The following is a 20,230-nucleotide window of genomic DNA, read 5'->3' as shown; positions in this document are numbered from 1 at the left end:
TTAAGTGTCCATACAAAGCAATAAACAATTTCATATCCTGCATATAAGGCGGTTAGTCATTGAAGATTAACCGCCTTTTCTATACTCATATTATGCCTGGGCTGCCGGAGACTTTTCCAGGGTTTCTATCAGCTGTTTCACCTGATAAGTTTTCAGTTCCCTTTGCGGGTGTGTCATAAGTTGAGTTCCCCCGTAGAAGCCCGGAACTTCAGTGTTGTCCGCACATGTGTGATCCGGTAGGGTATATCCGGCTCGCTGATGCGGGAGAGCAGCATATCCGCTGCGATATATCCCATCTTTGAACTGGGGATGTCAACGGTCGTCAGGTGGGGCTCGATGATCCTAGACTCTGCCGAATTGTCAAAGCCGGTGACTTTTACATCGCCCGGCACATTTATCCCGCATTTTTTCAGGGCGCGGATCAGGTCGATGGCAACGAAATCATTTGCGCATATGAATACTTCGGGAAGCTGGAGCGTCCGCCGGACAGTCTCTTCCAGTGTTTTGGAGTCTGCGAAAACTGTCCTGCCGGTAAACTGGGCGGTACACGGATCAAGCCTGTTTGCGCTGAGTGCGTGCATAAAGCCCTGATATCTCTCGAAGAAGGAGCGGCAGTGTTCCGGATTCCCGGCAAATGCAAAGCGCCGGCATCCATTCTGGATCAGTGCATCCGTAAGGTTAAAGATGCTCAGATGATTTTCCATGAGCAGAAAATCCGCATTGATCTGTGTCATGTCAGTATCGGCGGCTGTATCGAGAAAGAGGAGCGGGATACCGAGAGTGCCCAGCATCTCGATATATTCCGGGTCAAACAGCTCGAGGCAGATGATCCCTGCTGTCTTTTCTTTATTAAAGCCCATGGGAAGGCTCAGCGAAGCGATCTCAGTGTCCCGTACCGGAAACATGGACAGCCGGTAGTTATTTTTGCTCATCCGCTCCTGAAACGTGTTCAGCGCGTAGGTTCCGAAATGGGAGCCGTAAGGCATATTCTGAGTGATAAGGGCAAGTTCTTTTACCTCTCCTTTTTCTGCGGGGGAAGGGTCCGAGATATAGATGACCCGGCGGTAGCCCATTTCCGCCGCTTTCTCAAGTATCTTCTGCCGGGTGTCCTCGGCGAGGACTCCCGTATTATTCAGTGCTTTTGATACGGTATTTCTGGAAAGACCTAAAGCGTCTGCAATGTCCTGGATCGTGATTTTCTTTTCCACTTATAGTACCTCCCAAATAATAGTAGTGATGCATTATAACAGTTCAGTACGCGCCATTCATAAAACCGCACTTCGTGCTTATTGCGGCTGTCGCCGCTGTTTTACTCATTGACAGGCGCTCGGCACATCTGATTATCAGCCGGCAGATTCTTATGCAGGCATAAATCTGCCGACTGATATCATATGGCTGGACTGTTACATTTAATGTAATGGAATTGTGCAGATTTGTCAAATGTAAAAGTGTTAAAGGCTCAATAGTGCCGGATTAAATGCGTGGAATTTTACAAAAAAATGTGAATAGTGCATTTGTAAAATAAAAATGTTATGCAAATGTAAAAACAATATTGACATTATGCACAATAAATGATACTATAATCACAACATATAACTATCTGTGCATAAAAAGATCGATCGAAAAATGCGGAGTGTGCAAATGTAAACACAGGAGGGGCTTAAAATGAGAGTTTTCCGTAAAAAGAATGCGGCGGCCGTCGTCAGGCAGACGCCGCGGGAAAAACTGAAGTATGTAAAAAAGAACTGGCAGCTGTATGTATTCTTTCTTCTGCCGGGGCTTCTGTTGACACTGATCTTCAAGTACGGTCCGATGGGCGGGATCCTGATCGCCTTTGAGGATTACAATGTGATCGAAGGCGTGCTCGGAAGTCCGTGGGTGGGACTGGAATATTTCCAGAGATTCCTTTCATCCCCGGATTTTATGAACTATCTGATGAATACGTTAAAGCTGAGTGTGTTCGGACTGTTATGGGGATTCCCCGTTCCGATCATCCTTGCGCTTCTGCTGAACCAGATCCGCAGGACAGGGATCCGGAAAAATATACAGCTTCTGATCTACGCGCCGAACTTTATCTCGGTCATCGTACTCTGCGGTATGGTCCGCATGTTCCTTTCTCCGGTGGGACCGATCAATTCATTATTCGGGATCGACACCAACTGGATGACAATGCCGGAAGCATTCCGGACGATCTACATCGCCAGCGGGATCTGGCAGACGGCAGGGTGGTCTTCCATCATGTATACGGCGGCGCTGTCCAATGCCAGCAAGGATCTGGAAGAAGCGGCGATCGTGGACGGAGCGAATATCCTGCAGCAGATCCGTTACGTGCAGCTGCCTGCGATCAAAAATATCATTGTGATCCAGTTTATCCTGCAGGCAGGAAATATCATGAGCATCGGATTTGAGAAAGCCTATGCGCTGCAGACAGATATGAACCTTCCGGCTTCTGAGATACTTTCTACATATGTATACAGGCTCGGTCTTCTCAACGGAGACTACGGATATTCGACGGCGGTGGGACTTTTCAATTCAGTGATCAACGTGATCCTTCTGATATTCGTGAACTGGGTTGTGAAGAAATTAAACGACGGCGAAGGATTATAAAAGGGGGATTTGATGATGGAAACGAGAAGAAAAATGAAACTCGGGACATCCGACAAAGTGATTCTCGGCGTCGGATATACACTGCTCGGCCTGTTCGTGCTGGCAGTCTTTGTGCCGCTTGTGTACGTAGTCCTCGCCTCCTTTATGGATCCGAACGTGCTGAACAATCAGGGGCTGAGCTTCAACTTTAAGGACTGGACGCTGGACGCTTACAGGCGTGTGCTTGAGAATGATATGATCTGGCGGGGCTTCGCCAACTCATTCTTTTATTCGGCGGCATTTACAGTGATCTCTGTATTTGTTACACTGCTCGCCGCTTACCCGATGTCCAAGAAGGAATTTGTAGGACGTAAGTTCTTTAACATTATTTTTGTGATCACGATGTTCTTCGGCGGCGGTATGATCCCCACGTTCATCCTGATCAATAACCTGCACATGGTAAATACGGTCTGGGCGATCCTTCTTCCGGGAGCGTTCAACGTGTGGAACATGATCCTCGCAAGAACATACTTCCAGTCGATCCCGACAGAGCTCAGGGAGGCGTCCGCGCTGGACGGGGCAAGCGAGATCCAGCATTTCTTCAAGATCATGCTGCCGGTGTGCAAGCCGATCATCGCCGTACTGGCGCTGTGGTCCTTCGTGGGAATGTGGAACAGCTATTTCGATGCCATGATCTACTTAAACGACGCGGATATGCAGCCGCTGCAGCTTGTGCTGAGATCGATCCTCGTACAGAATACTCCTCAGCCGGGTATGATCGCGGATATCCAGAGCACGGCGGAGATGGCAAAGGTGGCGGAGCTTTTGAAATACGCGACGATCGTTGTATCGAGCCTTCCGCTTCTGATCATGTATCCGTTCTTCCAGAAGTATTTTGACAAAGGGATCATGGTAGGTTCTGTAAAAGGTTAGGAGGCTGAGAATCGATGAAAAATAGGATCAAGAGACTGACAGGTCTTGGCCTGTCCCTCATATTGACACTGTCCCTGTTCGGGTGCAGCGGCGGGAATGCGCAGGTTGCGGATACAGATCCGGATACCCCGGTCGAAGAAGTGACATTTCCGCTCAAAGAGACGAAAGAACTTTCGTTTATCACAAGCGCTCCGGCGACGACCACGCAGGAGCCCAATGACAAGCTGATCTTCCAGAGGCTGGAGGAGCAGACCAATGTACATATTGACTGGACATGTTTTGTGGACGACCAGTTTGCAGATAAGAAAAACCTCGCGCTGGCACAGTTCGGAAACCTGCCGGATGGACTTTTCACGGCGGGCATGAACGACTATGACCTGCTCCGGTATGCAAAGCAGGGGATCATCATCCCACTGGAAAACCTGATCGACAAATATATGCCGAATCTTCAGGCTGTGTTTGAGAAATATCCGGAGTACCGGACCATGGTCACTGCGCCGGACGGGCATATCTACTCGTTCCCGTGGATCGAGCAGCTGGGCGAAGGCAAAGAAGCGATCCAGGCCATCGGCGATATCCCGTATATTAATAAGAAATGGCTGGATTTCCTCGGACTCGATGTGCCGACTACAACGGATGAACTGGAGCAGGCGCTGATCGCGTTCCGCGATAACGCGGACGCCCTTGAAGAGGAATTTGATATCGAGGGCGATGTGATCCCCATGTCGTTTATCATCAACAACGGCGACCAGGATCCCGCGATCCTGATCAACGGCTTCGGGGAAGGCTATGGTGATACCGGAGATCATTTCGCGGTGACAGACGATGGAGAAGTGATCTATACAGCAGTGCAGGAAGGCTATAAGGAAGGGATCGAGTGGCTCCACTCTCTTGTCGAACAGGATCTTGTAGACCCGGAGGCATTTACTCAGGAGTGGTCCACCTATGTGGCAAAGGGAAAGAACCACAGATACGGCCTCTGCTTTACCTGGGATATCGCCAATATCGACAACTATGAGGACTACGTGATGATGCCGGCGCTTGCGGGACCGGACGGCCTTGTCAATATCACAAGGCAGAATGGAAGCGAGACCAGCGGATTTGACCGCGGAAGATGCGTGCTCACCACAAGCTGCCGGGATACGGCTCTTGCGGCGGCATGGATCGACCAGATGTACGCTCCCCTCCAGTCTCCGCAGAACAACTGGGGCACCTACGGGGAGAAGGACGCGGATAACATTTTTGAGATGGGCACGAACGCCGAGGGCGAACCGATGCTCAAACATCTCGACCTGGGGGACGCTTCCCCGGTGGAAGTGCGCCAGGCGCAGTCTGTCAACGGCCCGCTGGCTGTGCTGAACGACTATTATGACGTCTATGTAACACAGCCGGACGATGCGAAGTGGCGCCTCGACAATATGCATGAGGTTTATCTGGACGATATGCACAGCAAGTATGTATACCCGAATGTATTTATGAGCATTGACGACACGAACAGAGTGTCGCAGCTGGATACAGATATTAAAAAGTACGCGGAACAGAAGAAAGCGGACTGGATCTTAAACGGCGGCATCGAGGAAGAGTGGGACGAGTATCTCCAGAAGATGGAAGATTACGGCCTGTCAGAATACCTCCAGATCAAGCAGAAATATTTCGACAGCTATCAGGAATCCCTTGCGGAAATGGAAGCGGGATCTGCTGGGGCTGCGGCAGAAAACTAAGCAGGAAAGGAATCGGATCGATATGACAAGTCAGACACTGCGTGAAGCAAGAAAATACGAAGAGGCATCTGAGAAAATGATAAAGCAGGAGGAACGCCCGGATTTTCATCTGTCAGTGCGGACCGGCTGGATGAACGACCCCAATGGATTCTCGTATTATAATGGACAGTACCATCTGTTTTACCAGTACAACCCATATGCACCGCACTGGGACTCCATGCACTGGGGACACGCGGTGACGAAAGACTTCCTGCACTGGGATTATCTCCCGGCAGCTCTGGCGCCGGACGAGGCTTACGACCGGGACGGCTGCTTTTCCGGGAGCGCGTTGACGCTCCCGGACGGCAGACAGCTGCTGATGTACACCGGAGTGCTGCGCGAGCGTAAGGAGAATGGAGAACACTGCGATACGCAGACCCAGTGCCTTGCCGTGGGCGACGGCGTGGATTATGAGAAGTGTGCGGGGAATCCGGTGCTGGACAAAAACGATATCCCGGAAGGAAGCAGTGTCCATGACTTCCGGGATCCGAAGATGTGGCAGGCGGAAGACGGCACCTACTGCTGCGTAGTCGGTAACCGGCCGGCGGACGGAAGCGGGCAGATCCTTTTGTACACCAGCCCGGACGGATTTCGGTGGAAGTTTAAAAGCGTGCTCGCCGCGAACAATAACCGGTTCGGCAAGATGTGGGAATGCCCGGATTTCTTCAGGCTGGACGGTAAATGGGTCCTGCTGACAAGCCCCCAGGATATGCTGCCGGAAGGGTTTGAATACCATAACGGAAACGGCACCCTCTGCCTGATCGGAGAGTATGACGAGGAGACAGGAACTTTCACAGAAGAACATGACCAGGCGATCGACTACGGGATTGACTTCTATGCGCCCCAGACAGTTCTGACTCCGGACGGCAGGCGCGTGATGATCGGCTGGATGCAGAACTGGGACGCCTGCAATCTCCGTGCTCCGGAGGAAAAGTGGTTCGGCCAGATGAGCCTGCCGCGGGAACTGTTCCTGAAAAACGGGCGTCTTTACCAGAGACCGGTGCGGGAACTGGACGAAATGAGAAGAAACAAGGTGGAATACCACAATGTCACATTCTCCGACGTGATCAGCCTGAACGGGATCAGGGGGAGAAAAGTGGACATGGAACTGACCCTGCGTCCGGCGGACGGAGAGAAGCTGTATCAGAAGTTCGCCCTGCGCTTCGCCCAGGATGAGAAGTACCAGACAGCGGTCAGCTTCCGCCCCCACGAGTCGGTCCTCAAGGTAGACCGGAAATTCTCCGGTTCCAGAAGGGCGATCATCCACCAGAGACGAAGCCTTGTGAACAGCACAAGCGGAGAGCTGAAACTGCGGGTGATCCTCGACCGGTTCAGCGTGGAAGTCTTCGTAAACGACGGCGAACAGGTCATGACAGCGACTATGTATACGGACCAGGCAGCGGACGGGATCTCGTTCTTCGCAGACGGAACAGTGAATATGGACGTGGTGAAATATGACCTGGTGTCTGAAGGATAGTCTGTATCCGACAAAGACAATTTATCATAGGAATGCTATAGGAGACTGACGAAACGGAGGCGAAAGAATATGGAGCATCTGCGCTCTGACGAAAGAACGGAGATAACTTTTATCTTACAGATGATTGAGAAGATCCTGAATGAATCAGGGGGTCTCGAAACAGCTCTGCAGCAGTTGGCAGATTTGGATGAGGCAGGAATCGAAGCTGCGGAAAAAATGATAGAACAACGGGAAATGACAATCCGGCGTATGCTCGATATTCTGGAATTATTAGTTCGGGAAAGAAATAAAAATGAGGGTGCGATCGATACCCGTGAATAAGAGAGAAAGTAACGAAGAGGTGGCAAGAATTCCCCTGCCGAAGGCGGGGGATGAATTGCCTTTAATTTTTTGTTCCCTGAAAAAAAGAACACTTGTTCTGCCTGGAGAAGTGTGGTATTCTGGGGACAGTCAGAAGGCGTTACAGTTTTATGGCAGAACAGGAAATCTTTTTGATACATACAAAATGGATCGTAGTCGTATCGATCTGCCTGACAGTTGTGGGACTGCTCGGCTTTTCTTTTGCCGGACAGTACTGGATGTTGTTTTTGTTCGCGGTTCCATATGGATTGGGAGCGGGTTCTGTTGATGCTGCGCTCAACCATTATGTTGCAAATAATTATCCGTCTTCCGTGATGAATTTTCTGCACTGTTTTTATGGACTGGGAGCGATCATCAGCCCGAATCTTATGGCGCTGGCGCTGAAATATGCGCATTGGAATGAAGGATACCGGTGGACGGCATATGTCCAGATCGGAATCCTTGCTGTCTGTATCCTTTCCCTGCCACTGACCGCTTTTTTCTCTTACTGCGCGGGAGAGACAACCAGCTTTTTGTGGACATCAAGCTATTTCGCGGGAACAAAACAGGGAATGAGCGATGGGCTTATTGCCTCGTTTGGCTCTCTGGTCTTTGGCGGGCTGCAGCAAACATTTGGCATATGGATCATGCCCCTGTATCTGGCAGTGTTTGCCTTCCTGAATCTGATCTTACTGGAGATCGCATACCGCAGGATCGACAAAGCGGACAGGGGCTGTGAATGAGCCAGGGGCGTTTCTTGACATATTGGACCGGGGTGTTATAATGCCTTTTGTAAAATAAGTTTCTTTAAAAACGGCTTCTCAGGGGAAAATCATGACAAAGACAGGGCAAAAACAGACAGAAGAAAAGCAGACAGGACGAAAACCGGCAGAAATGCAGACAGACAGTAACCGGAGCGAGAGCGGGGCAGCCCAGGATAAGGAGTTCCTGAGGACAGAGCCCCTGGGAAAACTGCTCCTTAAGCTGGCTCTGCCCACAGTGGCAGCCCAGCTGATCAATATGCTGTACAATATCGTGGACAGGATCTACATCGGGCATATCCCGGATATCGGCGCGACCGCGCTGACGGGAGTGGGCGTATGCATGCCGCTGATCATGATCGTTTCCGCATTCGCGGCGCTCGTCGGATACGGCGGCGCGCCCCGCGCGTCGATCTTTATGGGAAAGAAAGATAAGGGATCAGCGGAAAAGACACTTGGGAACTGCTTTGTACTGCAGATCATTATTTCCGTTGTATTAACTGCAGTGCTGCTGATCTGGAACCGGGATTTCCTCATGGCGTTCGGGGCCAGCGAGAACACGATCGGGTACGGTGTGTCCTATATGAATATCTATGCCCTGGGGACGATCTTCGTGGAGATCACTCTCGGGATGAATGCATTTATCACGGCCCAGGGATTTGCGAAGACAGGGATGCTCTCGGTACTGATCGGTGCGGTTGCAAATATCATCCTGGACCCGATCTTTATCTTTGGCCTTGATATGGATGTGAAGGGAGCGGCACTCGCGACGATCATTTCCCAGGCGCTTTCCTGTATCTGGGTGGTAAGCTTCCTGTGCGGGAAGAGGACGTTCCTGAAGATCAGAAAAAAGAACCTGGGGCTTACGCCGAAGATCATCCTGCCCTGCCTTGCCCTTGGTGTGGCGACGTTTATCATGCAGGCCAGCGAGAGTGTGATCTCCGTGTGCTTTAACAGCTCTCTCCAGAAATACGGCGGCGATATCGCGGTGGGAGCGATGACGATCCTTACGAGTGTGATGCAGTTTGCGATGCTCCCGCTCCAGGGACTGGGGCAGGGCGCCCAGCCGATCATCAGCTATTGTTACGGAGCCGGGGATACGGCCAGGGTGCGGTCTGCGTTTAAGCTGCTCCTGAAGGTCAGCATGACGTATGCTGCTCTTCTGTGGCTGCTTGTCATGCTGTTCCCGGGAGGATTTGCAGCCATGTTTACATCAGACGCGGAGCTGATGGACTACACCGGGACAGCGCTGAGGATCTATATGGCGTCCATGTTCCTTTTCGGGATACAGATGGCGTGCCAGATGACATTCAACGCGCTTGGAAAGGCGGTAGAGTCGATCGTTGTCGCGGTGATGAGGAAGTTTGTCCTTTTGATCCCGCTCATTTACATTATGCCGCAGATCATAAGGTCCGATCAGACGCTGGCTGTATATATGGCGGAACCGATCGCGGATCTGTTCGCTGTGACGTTTACGGCGATCCTGTTTACGGTCCAGTTTAAGAAGATCCTGGCAAAGATCCGGACGGGATCTTAAAAATAAATCCCAAAACAATATAGACGAAACGCCTGGCCATGGATTATAATGTATCAGGAATGATCAGATCAGAAACTGAAAAAGTCTGGAAAATGTAAAATTTCCCAGACTCTTTTTAATTGGTAAGGGAAACAGGATGTGGAGAAGATCATATGTGGATCGCGGATAAATTCACGGGCATGTGGTCATCGGCGCAGCCGGAGCGGCGGTGTACGCTCTGGAAAATGCGGGGCATGAGAAAGGTTTGAATGTTAAGGAAGGAGAGGCACGGGCAGGGGCCGGGTGCCGGCAGAAACAGAAGATGACGAGAAAACAGATGAAAAAGCAGGGGAAGGCATCCCTGAAAAAGCACTACTTTATTTTTGTGGCAGCCTGTCTGATCGCCGCGTTCCTGACAGCGGAGTTCAGGAGCTCGCTGAATTTTTCTTCGGCGCAGACGTATGAGCAGACATACGAACAGATCGGGGATGATCTGAGCGGCGGGGGAAGTTATAATGTGAAGACAAATATGCGCAGCATCGGCTGGGCGGATGTGCTCCGGACTATCGCGGAAGGGGATACCCAGATGGGCAGAGAGATGTCAGAGCAGATCAAGGAGAATGCGATCGAGCACGCGAACAGCGGAAATCCTGCCTTCGGGCGCACAAGAGGCGTGTTCTCAGGCATTGTGAACCAGGTCACATCCGGATCCATTATCGTGACGGCAGTGGCGGCGATCGCCTCGGTCACGGGCTCGGAAAATGCGGGCGTTATGATCCTGATCGTGCTGGGAGCGCTGCTGATGTTCTTTTTCTGGTTCCTGGTCCAGAATACGTTCCCTGTAGTTATAAGGAGAGTTTTTATGGAAGGCCTCCTCTATGACCGGGTGACAACACAGCGGTTCGTATTCCTGCTCCGGGTAAAGAAATGGATGAAAGCTTCCTGGACGATGTTTGTGAAATATGTGTTTTATTCTCTGTGGTGCCTGACGATCGTGGGGATCGCGGTAAAGCATTACTCGTATTATCTTGTGCCGTATATCGTGGCGGAGAATCCGGATATGACCGCGCGTCAGGCGGTCACTCTGTCACGGCGGATGATGAAAGGGCACAAGTGGGAGTGTTTTGTCTTTGAAATGTCCTTTCTCGGCTGGGAGTTCCTGGGCCTGCTGACGATGGGCGTTTTCAACGTGCTCTTTACCAATCCTTATAAGACGGCGGCGTTTACGCAGTATTACGCGGCGATCAGGGCGGAGGCAAAGGCGAAGGGCATCCCGGGAGCGGAACTCCTTTTCGACAGGTATCTCTATGAAAAACCGGCGGAAAGCCTGCTCAGAGAGCGGTATGCGGACGTGCTGGAAGTAGTGGCCCATGCGCCGGAAGAAAAGAACGGCCTGACCGGCTGGAGAGGGTTCCTGGCGCGGAATTTCGGTGTGCTCTTTATGCGCAGGGAGGAAGAACGGGAGTATGAACGCCGGCAGGCGGAGATGGTGAGGGTTTATGAACTCATCGATGACACACAGGGAGAGGCATATCCTGTAAGGCTCTATCCGATCCCGGAGGAGAACCGGCGGAAACTGGTGCAGTCATTAAATTACATGCGCCATTACTCTGTGTGGTCTCTGATCGTGATTTTTCTGGGGCTGTCCTTCTTCGGATGGCTGTGGGAAGTGGGGATGCACCTGGTGAGCTATGGGGATTTCGTGAACCGCGGCGCCCTGCACGGCCCGTGGCTCCCGATCTACGGGACAGGGTCTGTGCTGATCCTTACGCTCCTGTACCGACTGCGGAGAAATCCTGCGCTGGAATTTACCGCTACGATCGTGGTCTGCGGATTCCTGGAGTATATGACTTCCCTGGTCATGGAGATCGTGACAGGCGGCATGAAGTGGTGGGATTACAGCGGGTATTTCCTGAACCTGAACGGCCGGATCTGCGCGGAGGGACTCCTTGTATTCGGCATCGGAGGGCTGGCGATCACGTATGCCATCGCGCCCATGGCGGACAACCTGGTGAGCCGGGTCAGCGAAAAGCGGCTGAAGATCGTTTGCACTGCGCTCCTGGCCGTGTTCTTCGCGGACGCGGTCTATTCGCAGATCCATCCCAATGCGGGCAAAGGGGTGACGGATATCAGCGCGTCTTTCGCGTCGCCACATCCTGGAACTGAAAATAGTCCGGATGATGCCGTGACTGTGTGTATTCAAACTGGATCCCATTGTCGTCAAAGGTCTGGCTCGTGATGACGGCCATGCAGTTGTAGCCTTTCAGGTCGATGTATTTTTCGTCGATCTGGGTGACGTGCTCTACGGTGAGGGTCCGCTTGCTGGTGGCAATGGTAAGCCCCACGGTGCCTTCCAGGTACTCGTAGACAGACTGGGAGGCGATCTCCGGGGTGAGCCCGGGGACAGCGTCTTTCAGAAAATAATTGTGGTCCAGGATCAGAGGGATCCCGTTCAGGAAACGGAGCCTCTGGATATAGAGGAGCAGGGTTCCTTTGCGGAATCCTGTTTTTTTTGCGATCTTTTCGTCCGCTGTGATGTCCGTGAACTGCAGGGTCCGGGTGTAAGCCTGTTTTTTATTGCGGATGGAGGATTCCTTGAAGGACTCGATCCCGCCCACCGTGTAGGCTGCCTGCTCCACCGGCTGGAAAATATTGCGGACGCCTTTGCCGTGCATGGGCTGTACATAGCCGTCCGCCGTCAGCTCAGCGATCGCCCGGCGCACGGTGTTGCGGGAACAGCCATACTCCCGGACGAGCGTGTTTTCCGAGGGGAGCATCTCCTGGTAGGCGTACACTTCGGTCTCGATCTTTTCTTTCAGGTCTTTGTAAATATGGTCATAGATAGCTTTCGGCATAGTAAAAACCCCTTGTTTAAACATCTATTTTTATTATAAAACGATGAGAAGGAAAATCAAGAGAAAATGCTCAGAAATGATTGGGCAGTTTTACTGTAAATTGCCTGGGATTTTTGGATAAAACCGCCAAAGATGCATGGATGCGTTTTGTCCTGGTCGACTCGAAGAAGGCGAATGAGGAGGAAATCGAAAACCTGCCCAGCGTAAAAGGGACATTTACACAGGCAGGACAGTACCAGGTCATCATCGGGAATGATGTGGCTTCATTTTACAATGAGTTTACGGCTTACGCAGGGATCGAGGGCGTGAGCAAGGATGCGGTGAAGGCGGCGGCAAAGACGAACCAGAATCCGGTGCAGAAGATCATGGGCGCTCTGGGAGAGATCTTTGCACCGCTGATCCCGGCCCTGATCTGCGGAGGTCTTGTACTGGGCTTCCGAAATGTGGGGTGATCGGGAAGCTGGATTATATCAAAGAGCTTGGTGCTGACTATATCTGGCTGACGCCGTTTTTTGTATCGCCGCAGAATGACAATGGCTATGATGTGGAGGATTATTATAATATCGATCCGCGCTACGGCACGATGGCTGACGTGGAGGAGCTGATCGCCGAGGCGGATAAGCGCGGCATCGGGCTGATGTTTGATATGGTTTTCAATCATGTGTCCACGCGCCATGAGTGGTTCCGGAAAGCGATGGAAGGGGATCAATATTACAAGGATTTCTTTTTCTTCCGCAAGGGGAAACCGGACGGCCCTAACATCCATAAATATCTGAAAGAACTCCATGACATGACATTCGGCACGGACGCGGAGATCGTGACTGTGGGCGAGATGTCCAGCACATCCATTGAGAACTGCTATCAGTACGCGGGACGGGATACAGGGGAGCTGTCCATGGTATTCAGCTTCCATCACCTGAAAGTGGATTTTATGGGCAATGAGAAATGGGTGCTCGTGCCTGCGGATTTCCAGAAGCTGAAGGATATCCTCTTTGAGTGGCAGACAAAGATGGCGGAGCACAATGCATGGAATGCGGTCTTCTGGTGCAACCATGACCAGCCCCGTGTAGTATCCCGTTTCGGAGACGAAGGGAAATACTGGAAGGAATCCGCGAAGATGCTGGGAACGGTCATCCACTGCCTGAGAGGCACGCCGTATGTGTACCAGGGCGAGGAAATCGGCATGACGAACACGGATTTCACGGCCATCTCGCAGTTCCGCGACGTGGAGAGCTTAAACCATTATCAGATCCTCCAGGACAAGGGCATGTCCCCGTCAGACGCGCTGCGCATCGTGCAGGTGCACTCCAGGGACAACGGGCGCACGCCGATGCAGTGGGATGATTTCAGATACGCGGGCTTTGCCGCGGAGGACAGCGCAGAACCGTGGATCGCGGTCAACGGCAACCATGTCAGGGTCAATGCGGCTGACCAGCTGAAGGATGAGGATTCCATCTTCCATTATTATCAGAAGCTTATCGCACAGAGAAAAGAGCTGGATGTGATCGCTTACGGAGACATCGAGCCTCTGGCGGAGCATGACCCGTCTGTGTTCGCTTACCGCAGGACATACGAAGGGCATGAACTGGTCATGATCGCGAATTTCTATGGAAAGGAATATACGTGGAAAGGCGCGCCTGAGCTGGAAGGATTCCGCAAGGTGCTCGGAAATTATCAGGGAGAAGAAACGACGGAGGGCGCAGCGATGGTGCTGAAGCCTTATGAGGCCGCTGTGTGGTATAAATAAGAACAAAGTACGGGCGGTGAACTGCAGTTGGAGCTGCAGTTCACCGCTTTGGCGTAGGTTGGCGTGGGAGGATGCCGGCTCAGATGCTTATCGGGAAGTGACGGGAGAAGAGTAGGAAAGCGGGATTAACTTCAAATCTTATGCATACAAAAGGGACTGCGCGGAAACAGAAATTTCCACACAGTCCCTTTTTTGAATGTCATTTCTATCCTTATGAGAGAGGGCTTCTTTTCATAACCGGACTCTTTCAGCAGCGACCGGCTTCCCGGTCTATCCGATTTCCCGGCCTGTTATTCCGCCGCCTCTTCCTCAGTTTCTTCCGCCTCTGCATCAGCAGCCGCGCCGCGGACTTCTGTGACAGTGACAACGGTTGTCTCCAGGTCCGTGCTCAGATCTACGTCTTTATCCTTTGCGATATCAAGGTCTTTCACGCGGATCGTGTCGCCGACTTTCAGGTCGCCGATATCCAGCTCGATCTTCTCGACCAGAGCGGCGGGCAGAGCCTTAAATTCTACTTCATGGAGCATCTGCTGCGGAACTCCCGCGGCCAGCTTGTCCGCATTTACCAGGTGGATCTCAGCGGATGAGTGTACCTTCTCCGTGCTGACCAGCGCCTGGAAATCAATCTCATCAACCCAGCCTTTGAGCGGGTTGTAATCTACTTCTTTGATCAGGGCGTCATAGGCTTCGCCCTCTACCTCGAGGCGTACCCTTCCGCCTTTGCCCTCGTCTTTGAGCAGGCGTTCCACAGCGCCTTTTTCCATCTTAAGAGGGATGGACTCTTTCATCTCGCGCCCGAAAAGATTGCCTGTAACAAATCCTTCGCGTCTAAGTTTTTTGGCTTTGATCGTCATGTCTCTTTTTTCAGCTTTTAAAGTATTCATTTATCTTTTCCTCCAATCACTGAATCACGCTTAGCAGCCTTCAACTTTGCCATAACAAAGAGGTTTTGTTAAGTGTATTTCCTTGCTACACTTATACTATAGCACCGTTGTCAAGGGGTGTTGAAAAAGTTCCCGCAGTGCTGAAAAGTTCCTGCGGTGAAAAGTTCCTGCGGTTGACGCATTTTCCCGCGGCAGATATAATGGAACAAGGAAAATCAAGGAGGTTTATATAGATGAAACTTATGATCGCGTCAGATATCCACGGCTCCGCCTTGTACTGCGGACAGATGCTCCGCGCATATGAGAGGGAAGGTGCGCAGCGGCTGCTCCTTCTCGGCGATATCCTGTACCACGGACCGAGGAATGACCTGCCGGAGGGATATGCGCCTAAAGAGGTCATTGCCATGCTCAATCCCCTGAAAGAGGACCTGCTCTGCGTGAGGGGAAACTGTGACACAGAGGTGGACCAGATGGTGCTGGATTTCCCCATCATGGCGGAATACTGCCTGCTGGAACTGCCCTGCACGGCTTCCCCGGGATCATCCGGGACAGAGGACGGAGATGCCGGGCGGCACGGCCTGCGGCTGACCACGGTATTTGCCACACACGGACACGTGTACAGCCCGCATCATCTCCCGCCGCTGAAAGACGGGGATATCCTGCTGAACGGGCATACACACATCCCGGCGTGCGAGGAGATCCTGGATATGAATGGCAGGACATGCCGATATCTGAACCCGGGGTCTGTGTCCATACCGAAAGAAGGCTCCGCCCACAGCTATATGGTCTGGGAGGACGGAGCATTTATCTGGAAAAATCTTGAGGGGGAGGAATACATGACATGGAAGACCGATTCGCACTTCTGATCGACGCGGACAATGTGTCTGCAAAATATATCAAGCCCATACTGGACGAGCTGTCCAAGTACGGCAATGTGACATACAAGAGGATTTACGGAGACTGGACAAAGACGAACAATGCCAGCTGGAAGGAAGAGCTCCTGCAGAATTCCATCACGCCGATCCAGCAGTTCAGCTATACGACAGGGAAAAACGCCACGGACTCCGCGATGATCATCGACGCCATGGACATGCTCTATACGAGCGAGCTGGAAGGATTCTGCCTGGTGTCCAGCGACAGCGACTTTACGAAGCTGGCGAGCCGGTTAAGGGAGAGCGGAAAGACAGTGATCGGCATGGGCGAGGACAAGACGCCGTCACCCTTCCGCAAGGCGTGCGATATCTTTACCGTGCTGGAGCTCCTGCTCGAAGATAATACAGACAAGGACGAGAAGGAAGAAAAAGGGACACCCCATCAGCACCATGGGAAGGAACGGAAAAAGGACACTGCTGCGTCCAAGGAACAGATCGAGGAGGCTGTGGTCAAGATCATTACGGAGAACCAGAACAATGACAGGGAGACCGGGCTCGGGGAAGTCGGCAGCCGTCTGGTCAAGCTGTATCCGGATTTCGATGTGCGCCGTTACGGTTACAGCCTGCTGTCTAAATTCCTGGAGACCCTGCCCAAGCTGAAGCTCATCCAGGAAGGGACGAAAGTGTCAGTCACGCTCTACGAGGATAAGAGCAGGCAGGAGATGGTGGAGGAATATATCCTCCGGCAGATCCAGGCGAACGGGAGATACGGGATCTCTCTCGGTTCCCTGGGCAACCGGATCCGCGCCCGGTTCGGGAACTTCAAGGTTAGGGATTATGGTTTCTCCCAGTTCAAGCAGTATATCCAGAGCTTCCCGAATGTGCAGATCGTGGAAGACGGAGAGCGGACAAGGGCCGTATATATGAGCGATGAATGAGAGTCATGGATAGCAAATAAGTGAGAAAAAAGAAAAACATCCCGGCAGGCAGAGACTGCCAGAAGGCCGGGAGGAGAAAGCCGTATCAGCGGCGGGCTTCCGTAAAGGGGGACAGCGCTGGTACGGCTTTTTTGCGCAATAGTGACAAAAAGACCCTGCCCGCTGTGAAATTTTTGTAAATTCATCTGTCTTGTCACATGCAAAACCAGATGCTATAATGGGCACCATGAGTGGAAAAAGAGGTGTACATATGACGGTTAAGGAAGAGATCGAACAATTAAAAAGGGAGAAGAACGCAGTGATCCTGGCTCACTACTATGTGCCGGACGAGGTGCAGGAAATTGCAGATTATATAGGCGATTCTTATTACCTGAGCAAAATGGCAGTGGGGCTCGAACAGCAGACAATCGTGTTCTGCGGGGTGTCCTTCATGGGCGAGAGCGCGAAGATCCTGAACCCGGATAAAACGGTGCTCATGCCGGACCCGTGCGCGGACTGTGCCATGGCGCATATGGCGGACGCGGAGACGATCCGCCGCATGAGAGAGCAGTATGACGATCTGGCGGTGGTATGCTATATCAATTCCACGGCAGAGTTAAAGCGGTATTCTGACGTCTGTGTGACGTCCGCGAATGCAGTGGATATCGTGCGGGCGCTGCCGAACCGGGATATCTTCTTTATCCCGGACCGAAATCTGGCGCGGTTCGTGGCGGAGCAGGTGCCGGAGAAGCATTTTATCTTTAATGAAGGGTGCTGCCCGGTCCATGAACAGATCTCCCCGGAAGAAGTTCAGAAGGCGAAGGCAGAGCATCCGGGCGCGGAAGTGCTGACCCACCCGGAATGCACGGAAGCGCTCTGCAGGATGTCAGACTATGTGGGCAGTACATCCGGTATTATCAGATACGCGGGAGAGAGCAGTGCGGAGGAGTTTATCGTGTGCACGGAAAACGGCGTCCGGTATGAACTGGAGAAGAGATATCCTCAGAAGAGATTTTATTTTACGCAGACAGAGCCCGTGTGCATGGATATGAAGCTGATCATACTTGAAAAGGTGCTCCATGTGCTGAAGACCGGGGAAAATGAGATGGATGTCACCGGAAATGTCCGCAAGGAGGCGAAAAGGCCTCTGGCGCGGATGCTTGAACTGGCGGGAACAAAGCAGACAGCAGGACCGGCCAGAGGATAACAGATGACCGCCCCGCGGAAGCCGGCGGGGACAGTGATTATAAGAAAAGAGGCAGTAAGGATGGACACAGAAGAAAGAAAAGAATATGCGGATGTCGTGATCGCGGGGACCGGTGTGGCGGGGCTTTACAGCGCGCTGAACCTGCCGCGGGACAAAAAGATCATCATGATCACAAAGTCCGATGTGGAGAGCAGTGATTCCTTCCTCGCGCAGGGCGGGATCTGTGTGCTCAGAAATGAGGAAGATTACAGCAGTTATTTTGAAGACACGATGAGAGCCGGGCACTATGAGAACCGAAAGGAGTCCGTGGATATCATGATCCGGAGTTCCCAGTCCGTGATCCGGGACCTGATCGGATACGGTGTAGAGTTCCAGCGCGCGATGTCAGATACGGCAGGTGAGGATGAAAATAACGGGAATCTGAAAGATGGAGATCCCAAAGCCGGAGATCCGCCGGCCGGGAGCGGGCGGGAAGCGGAGCAGGATACAGAAAAAGAAGGGCTGCTCAGGGGCTATGCATTCACAAGAGAGGGAGCGCACTCAAGGCCGCGCATCCTTTTCCATGAGGATGTGACAGGAAAAGAGATCACAAGCAGGCTCCTCGCCCGGGTGCGTGAGCTTGATAACGTAGAGATCCGGGAGTATACTGCTATGACGGACATCATCGTCAGCAACGGCAGATGCAGGGGGATCATTGCGGAGGAGACGGAGAGAGGCGCGGAGAGGGAAGCCACAGGGCAGGATCACGCCGGGCAGCCTTCTGCGCGGAAGCGGATCCGGATTTATGCCAAGGATACCATCCTCGCCACCGGCGGGATCGGAGGCAGGTATGAGCACTCCACGAATTTCCCGCATCTGACCGGGGACGCCCTGACGATCGCGAAGAAGCACGGCATCCGGCTGGAACATCTGGATTATGTACAGATCCATCCGACTACGCTGTATTCGAAGAAGCCGGGGCGGAGATTCCTGATCTCTGAGTCTGTGCGCGGAGAAGGCGCAGTCCTTCTCAATAAAGACGGCGAGCGGTTCGTCAACGAGCTCCTGCCCCGCGATGTGGTGACCGCGGCGATCCGGGAGCAGATGAAAAAGGACGGTACAGACCATGTCTGGCTGTCCATGGCAGGGATCGATAAGGAAAAGATCCTGAAGCATTTTCCGAATATTTACCGGCACTGTCTGGAAGAAGGGTATGACGTTACAAAGGAACCGATCCCGGTTGTCCCGGCGCAGCATTATTTTATGGGCGGCATCTGGGTGGACAGCGACAGCCGGACGTCCATGGAACATCTGTACGCCGCGGGGGAGACGAGCTGCAACGGCGTCCACGGCGCAAACCGCCTCGCCAGCAATTCGCTCCTGGAGAGTCTTGTATTTGCCCGCAGGGCAGCGGATAAGATCTGCCGGGACAGGGGCTGGACGGTTTCGGATAAAGTACATTCAGGTGTGGAATATTCAGATACAGGACATTCAGATCCAGACACAGTACATGAAAGAGAGGATATAGCATGAATCAGATCACAATGACGCTCCAGGCGGACCACCTGATCCTGGAAGCGCTGAAGGAAGATATTTCAAGCGAGGATGTAAGCACGAATGCAGTGATGAAGGAAGCGGTCCGCGGGGAAGTGGACCTGATCTGCAAGGAGGACGGCATTGTCGCCGGGCTGGATGTGTTCCGGAGAGTATTCCAGCTCCTGGACAGCGGGACGCAGGCGGAGTTTTACTGCAAGGACGGAGACGAAGTGAAGAAGGGGCAGCTCATGGGCAGAGTGTCCGGGGATATCCGGGTGCTCCTCTCAGGAGAGCGGGTGGCGCTCAACTTCCTCCAGAGGATGAGTGGCATCGCGTCGTATACCCATTCTGTGGCATCGCTCCTTGAAGGCACAGGGATCAGACTTCTGGACACAAGGAAGACGACGCCGAACATGAGGATCTTTGAGAAATACGCGGTCCGTGTGGGCGGCGGCTATAATCACAGGTACAATCTGTCTGACGGCGTACTGTTAAAGGACAATCACATCGGCGCGGCAGGCGGAGTCGCGCAGGCGGTCAGGATGGCGAAAGAGTACGCGCCTTTTGTGCGGAAGATCGAGGTCGAAGTGGAAAACCTGGACATGGTCCGGGAAGCAGTGGAAGCGGGCGCGGATATCATCATGCTTGACAATATGTCCCCGGAAGATATGAAGGAGGCTGTGCGCATTATTGACGGGCGTGCTGAGACAGAGTGCTCGGGCAATGTGACCAGAGAGAATATCGCCGGGCTTGCGGAGATCGGAGTGGATTATATCTCGAGCGGGGCGCTGACTCATTCTGCTCCCATACTTGACATTTCCATGAAAAACCTTCATGCTGTATAGAAGAGACGGAGAAGGA

At 52.6% G+C, this 20,230-nt stretch carries 17 protein-coding genes and 1 pseudogene; 15 read left to right on the top strand and 3 right to left on the bottom strand.

What is annotated here, in order from left to right; genetic code table 11:
* Window positions 1-173: 173 nt before the first annotated feature.
* A complete protein-coding gene (locus tag B5G27_RS06215; protein ID WP_087178044.1) occupies window positions 174-1,208 on the bottom strand; it encodes a LacI family DNA-binding transcriptional regulator in 1,035 nt (344 codons plus the stop codon).
* 457 nt (window positions 1,209-1,665) lie between these two features.
* On the opposite strand from B5G27_RS06215, the gene B5G27_RS06210 reads away from it, so the two are divergent.
* The 8 genes from B5G27_RS06210 (at window position 1,666) to B5G27_RS06175 (ending at window position 11,611) form a co-directional block, all read left to right on the top strand.
* Entirely contained in the window at window positions 1,666-2,607 is a 942-nt protein-coding gene (locus tag B5G27_RS06210) for an ABC transporter permease (RefSeq protein ID WP_087178043.1), read from the top strand.
* A gap of 12 nt (window positions 2,608-2,619) precedes the next feature.
* On the top strand, window positions 2,620-3,519 hold the full coding sequence (locus tag B5G27_RS06205) for a carbohydrate ABC transporter permease (protein ID WP_206608980.1): 900 nt from the start codon (window positions 2,620-2,622) through the stop codon (window positions 3,517-3,519).
* A gap of 14 nt (window positions 3,520-3,533) precedes the next feature.
* Entirely contained in the window at window positions 3,534-5,240 is a 1,707-nt protein-coding gene (locus tag B5G27_RS06200) for an extracellular solute-binding protein (RefSeq protein WP_087178041.1), read from the top strand.
* Window positions 5,241-5,262: 22 nt separating this feature from the next.
* Window positions 5,263-6,756 carry a glycoside hydrolase family 32 protein gene (locus B5G27_RS06195; RefSeq protein ID WP_087178176.1) on the top strand — a complete coding sequence of 498 codons (1,494 nt, stop codon included), beginning with the start codon at window positions 5,263-5,265 and terminating at the stop codon, window positions 6,754-6,756.
* 69 nt (window positions 6,757-6,825) lie between these two features.
* Window positions 6,826-7,077 (top strand): hypothetical protein, encoded by a 252-nt coding sequence (locus B5G27_RS06190; RefSeq protein WP_087178040.1) that lies wholly within the window; start codon window positions 6,826-6,828, stop codon window positions 7,075-7,077.
* Between the two features lie 149 nt (window positions 7,078-7,226).
* Window positions 7,227-7,838, top strand: a complete 612-nt coding sequence (locus B5G27_RS06185; RefSeq protein ID WP_242958248.1) for an MFS transporter — start codon at window positions 7,227-7,229, stop codon at window positions 7,836-7,838.
* A 151-nt stretch (window positions 7,839-7,989) separates the two neighbouring features.
* On the top strand, window positions 7,990-9,393 hold the full coding sequence (locus B5G27_RS06180; protein WP_087178175.1) for an MATE family efflux transporter: 1,404 nt from the start codon (window positions 7,990-7,992) through the stop codon (window positions 9,391-9,393).
* A 181-nt stretch (window positions 9,394-9,574) separates the two neighbouring features.
* Complete coding sequence (locus B5G27_RS06175; protein WP_242958247.1) at window positions 9,575-11,611, top strand: DUF975 family protein; 2,037 nt, start codon at window positions 9,575-9,577, stop codon at window positions 11,609-11,611.
* Here B5G27_RS06175 and treR read toward each other — a convergent pair.
* A complete protein-coding gene (treR, locus tag B5G27_RS06170) occupies window positions 11,502-12,227 on the bottom strand; it encodes a trehalose operon repressor (protein WP_087178039.1) in 726 nt (241 codons plus the stop codon). The two genes, B5G27_RS06175 and treR, sit on opposite strands and share 110 nt — an antisense overlap.
* Window positions 12,228-12,367: 140 nt before the next feature.
* Here treR and B5G27_RS06165 point away from each other — a divergent pair.
* Together B5G27_RS06165 and B5G27_RS06160 are read left to right on the top strand one after the other, a co-directional pair.
* Window positions 12,368-12,673: pseudogene (locus B5G27_RS06165) on the top strand (glucose PTS transporter subunit EIIB); the annotation flags it as partial.
* A 2-nt stretch (window positions 12,674-12,675) separates the two neighbouring features.
* Window positions 12,676-13,974 (top strand): alpha-amylase family glycosyl hydrolase, encoded by a 1,299-nt coding sequence (locus tag B5G27_RS06160; protein ID WP_242958246.1) that lies wholly within the window; start codon window positions 12,676-12,678, stop codon window positions 13,972-13,974.
* Window positions 13,975-14,264: 290 nt separating this feature from the next.
* Here B5G27_RS06160 and B5G27_RS06155 read toward each other — a convergent pair whose 3' ends face one another.
* A complete protein-coding gene (locus B5G27_RS06155) occupies window positions 14,265-14,858 on the bottom strand; it encodes a 50S ribosomal protein L25 (RefSeq protein ID WP_087178037.1) in 594 nt (197 codons plus the stop codon).
* Window positions 14,859-15,091: 233 nt separating this feature from the next.
* Between B5G27_RS06155 and yfcE the strand changes: the two genes are divergently transcribed.
* From yfcE to nadC, 5 genes are all read left to right on the top strand, one after another.
* Window positions 15,092-15,724 carry a phosphodiesterase gene (gene yfcE, locus B5G27_RS06150; RefSeq protein ID WP_087178036.1) on the top strand — a complete coding sequence of 211 codons (633 nt, stop codon included), beginning with the start codon at window positions 15,092-15,094 and terminating at the stop codon, window positions 15,722-15,724.
* Complete coding sequence (locus B5G27_RS06145; RefSeq protein ID WP_087178035.1) at window positions 15,700-16,668, top strand: NYN domain-containing protein; 969 nt, start codon at window positions 15,700-15,702, stop codon at window positions 16,666-16,668. Before yfcE ends, B5G27_RS06145 begins: the two co-directional genes overlap by 25 nt.
* 250 nt (window positions 16,669-16,918) lie before the next feature.
* Window positions 16,919-17,854, top strand: coding sequence for a quinolinate synthase NadA (nadA, locus tag B5G27_RS06140; RefSeq protein WP_087178034.1), 936 nt, complete (start codon window positions 16,919-16,921; stop codon window positions 17,852-17,854).
* Between the two features lie 60 nt (window positions 17,855-17,914).
* On the top strand, window positions 17,915-19,366 hold the full coding sequence (locus B5G27_RS06135; protein ID WP_087178173.1) for an FAD-binding protein: 1,452 nt from the start codon (window positions 17,915-17,917) through the stop codon (window positions 19,364-19,366).
* Window positions 19,363-20,214 carry a carboxylating nicotinate-nucleotide diphosphorylase gene (gene nadC, locus B5G27_RS06130; protein ID WP_087178033.1) on the top strand — a complete coding sequence of 284 codons (852 nt, stop codon included), beginning with the start codon at window positions 19,363-19,365 and terminating at the stop codon, window positions 20,212-20,214. The genes B5G27_RS06135 and nadC overlap by 4 nt, the downstream gene beginning before the upstream one ends.
* Window positions 20,215-20,230 lie beyond the last annotated feature (16 nt).

It is taken from the genome of Lachnoclostridium sp. An76 (genome assembly GCF_002161355.1).
GTDB classification, from domain to species: Bacteria; Bacillota; Clostridia; order Lachnospirales; family Lachnospiraceae; genus Mediterraneibacter; species Mediterraneibacter caccavium.
Note: the sequence above shows the minus strand (reverse complement) of the source record. Positions and strands in the feature narration are given on the sequence as shown.

Coding starts and splice junctions, on each gene's coding strand:
- B5G27_RS06205 (WP_206608980.1), top strand. CDS start 2,620: ATGATGGAAACGAGAAGAAAAATGAAACTCGGGACATCCGACAAAGTG.
- treR (WP_087178039.1), bottom strand. CDS start 12,227: ATGCCGAAAGCTATCTATGACCATATTTACAAAGACCTGAAAGAAAAG.
- B5G27_RS06190 (WP_087178040.1), top strand. CDS start 6,826: ATGGAGCATCTGCGCTCTGACGAAAGAACGGAGATAACTTTTATCTTA.
- B5G27_RS06180 (WP_087178175.1), top strand. CDS start 7,990: ATGCAGACAGACAGTAACCGGAGCGAGAGCGGGGCAGCCCAGGATAAG.
- yfcE (WP_087178036.1), top strand. CDS start 15,092: ATGAAACTTATGATCGCGTCAGATATCCACGGCTCCGCCTTGTACTGC.
- B5G27_RS06135 (WP_087178173.1), top strand. CDS start 17,915: ATGGACACAGAAGAAAGAAAAGAATATGCGGATGTCGTGATCGCGGGG.
- nadA (WP_087178034.1), top strand. CDS start 16,919: ATGACGGTTAAGGAAGAGATCGAACAATTAAAAAGGGAGAAGAACGCA.
- B5G27_RS06185 (WP_242958248.1), top strand. CDS start 7,227: ATGGCAGAACAGGAAATCTTTTTGATACATACAAAATGGATCGTAGTC.
- B5G27_RS06155 (WP_087178037.1), bottom strand. CDS start 14,858: ATGAATACTTTAAAAGCTGAAAAAAGAGACATGACGATCAAAGCCAAA.
- B5G27_RS06145 (WP_087178035.1), top strand. CDS start 15,700: ATGGAAGACCGATTCGCACTTCTGATCGACGCGGACAATGTGTCTGCA.
- B5G27_RS06210 (WP_087178043.1), top strand. CDS start 1,666: ATGAGAGTTTTCCGTAAAAAGAATGCGGCGGCCGTCGTCAGGCAGACG.
- B5G27_RS06195 (WP_087178176.1), top strand. CDS start 5,263: ATGACAAGTCAGACACTGCGTGAAGCAAGAAAATACGAAGAGGCATCT.
- B5G27_RS06200 (WP_087178041.1), top strand. CDS start 3,534: ATGAAAAATAGGATCAAGAGACTGACAGGTCTTGGCCTGTCCCTCATA.
- nadC (WP_087178033.1), top strand. CDS start 19,363: ATGAATCAGATCACAATGACGCTCCAGGCGGACCACCTGATCCTGGAA.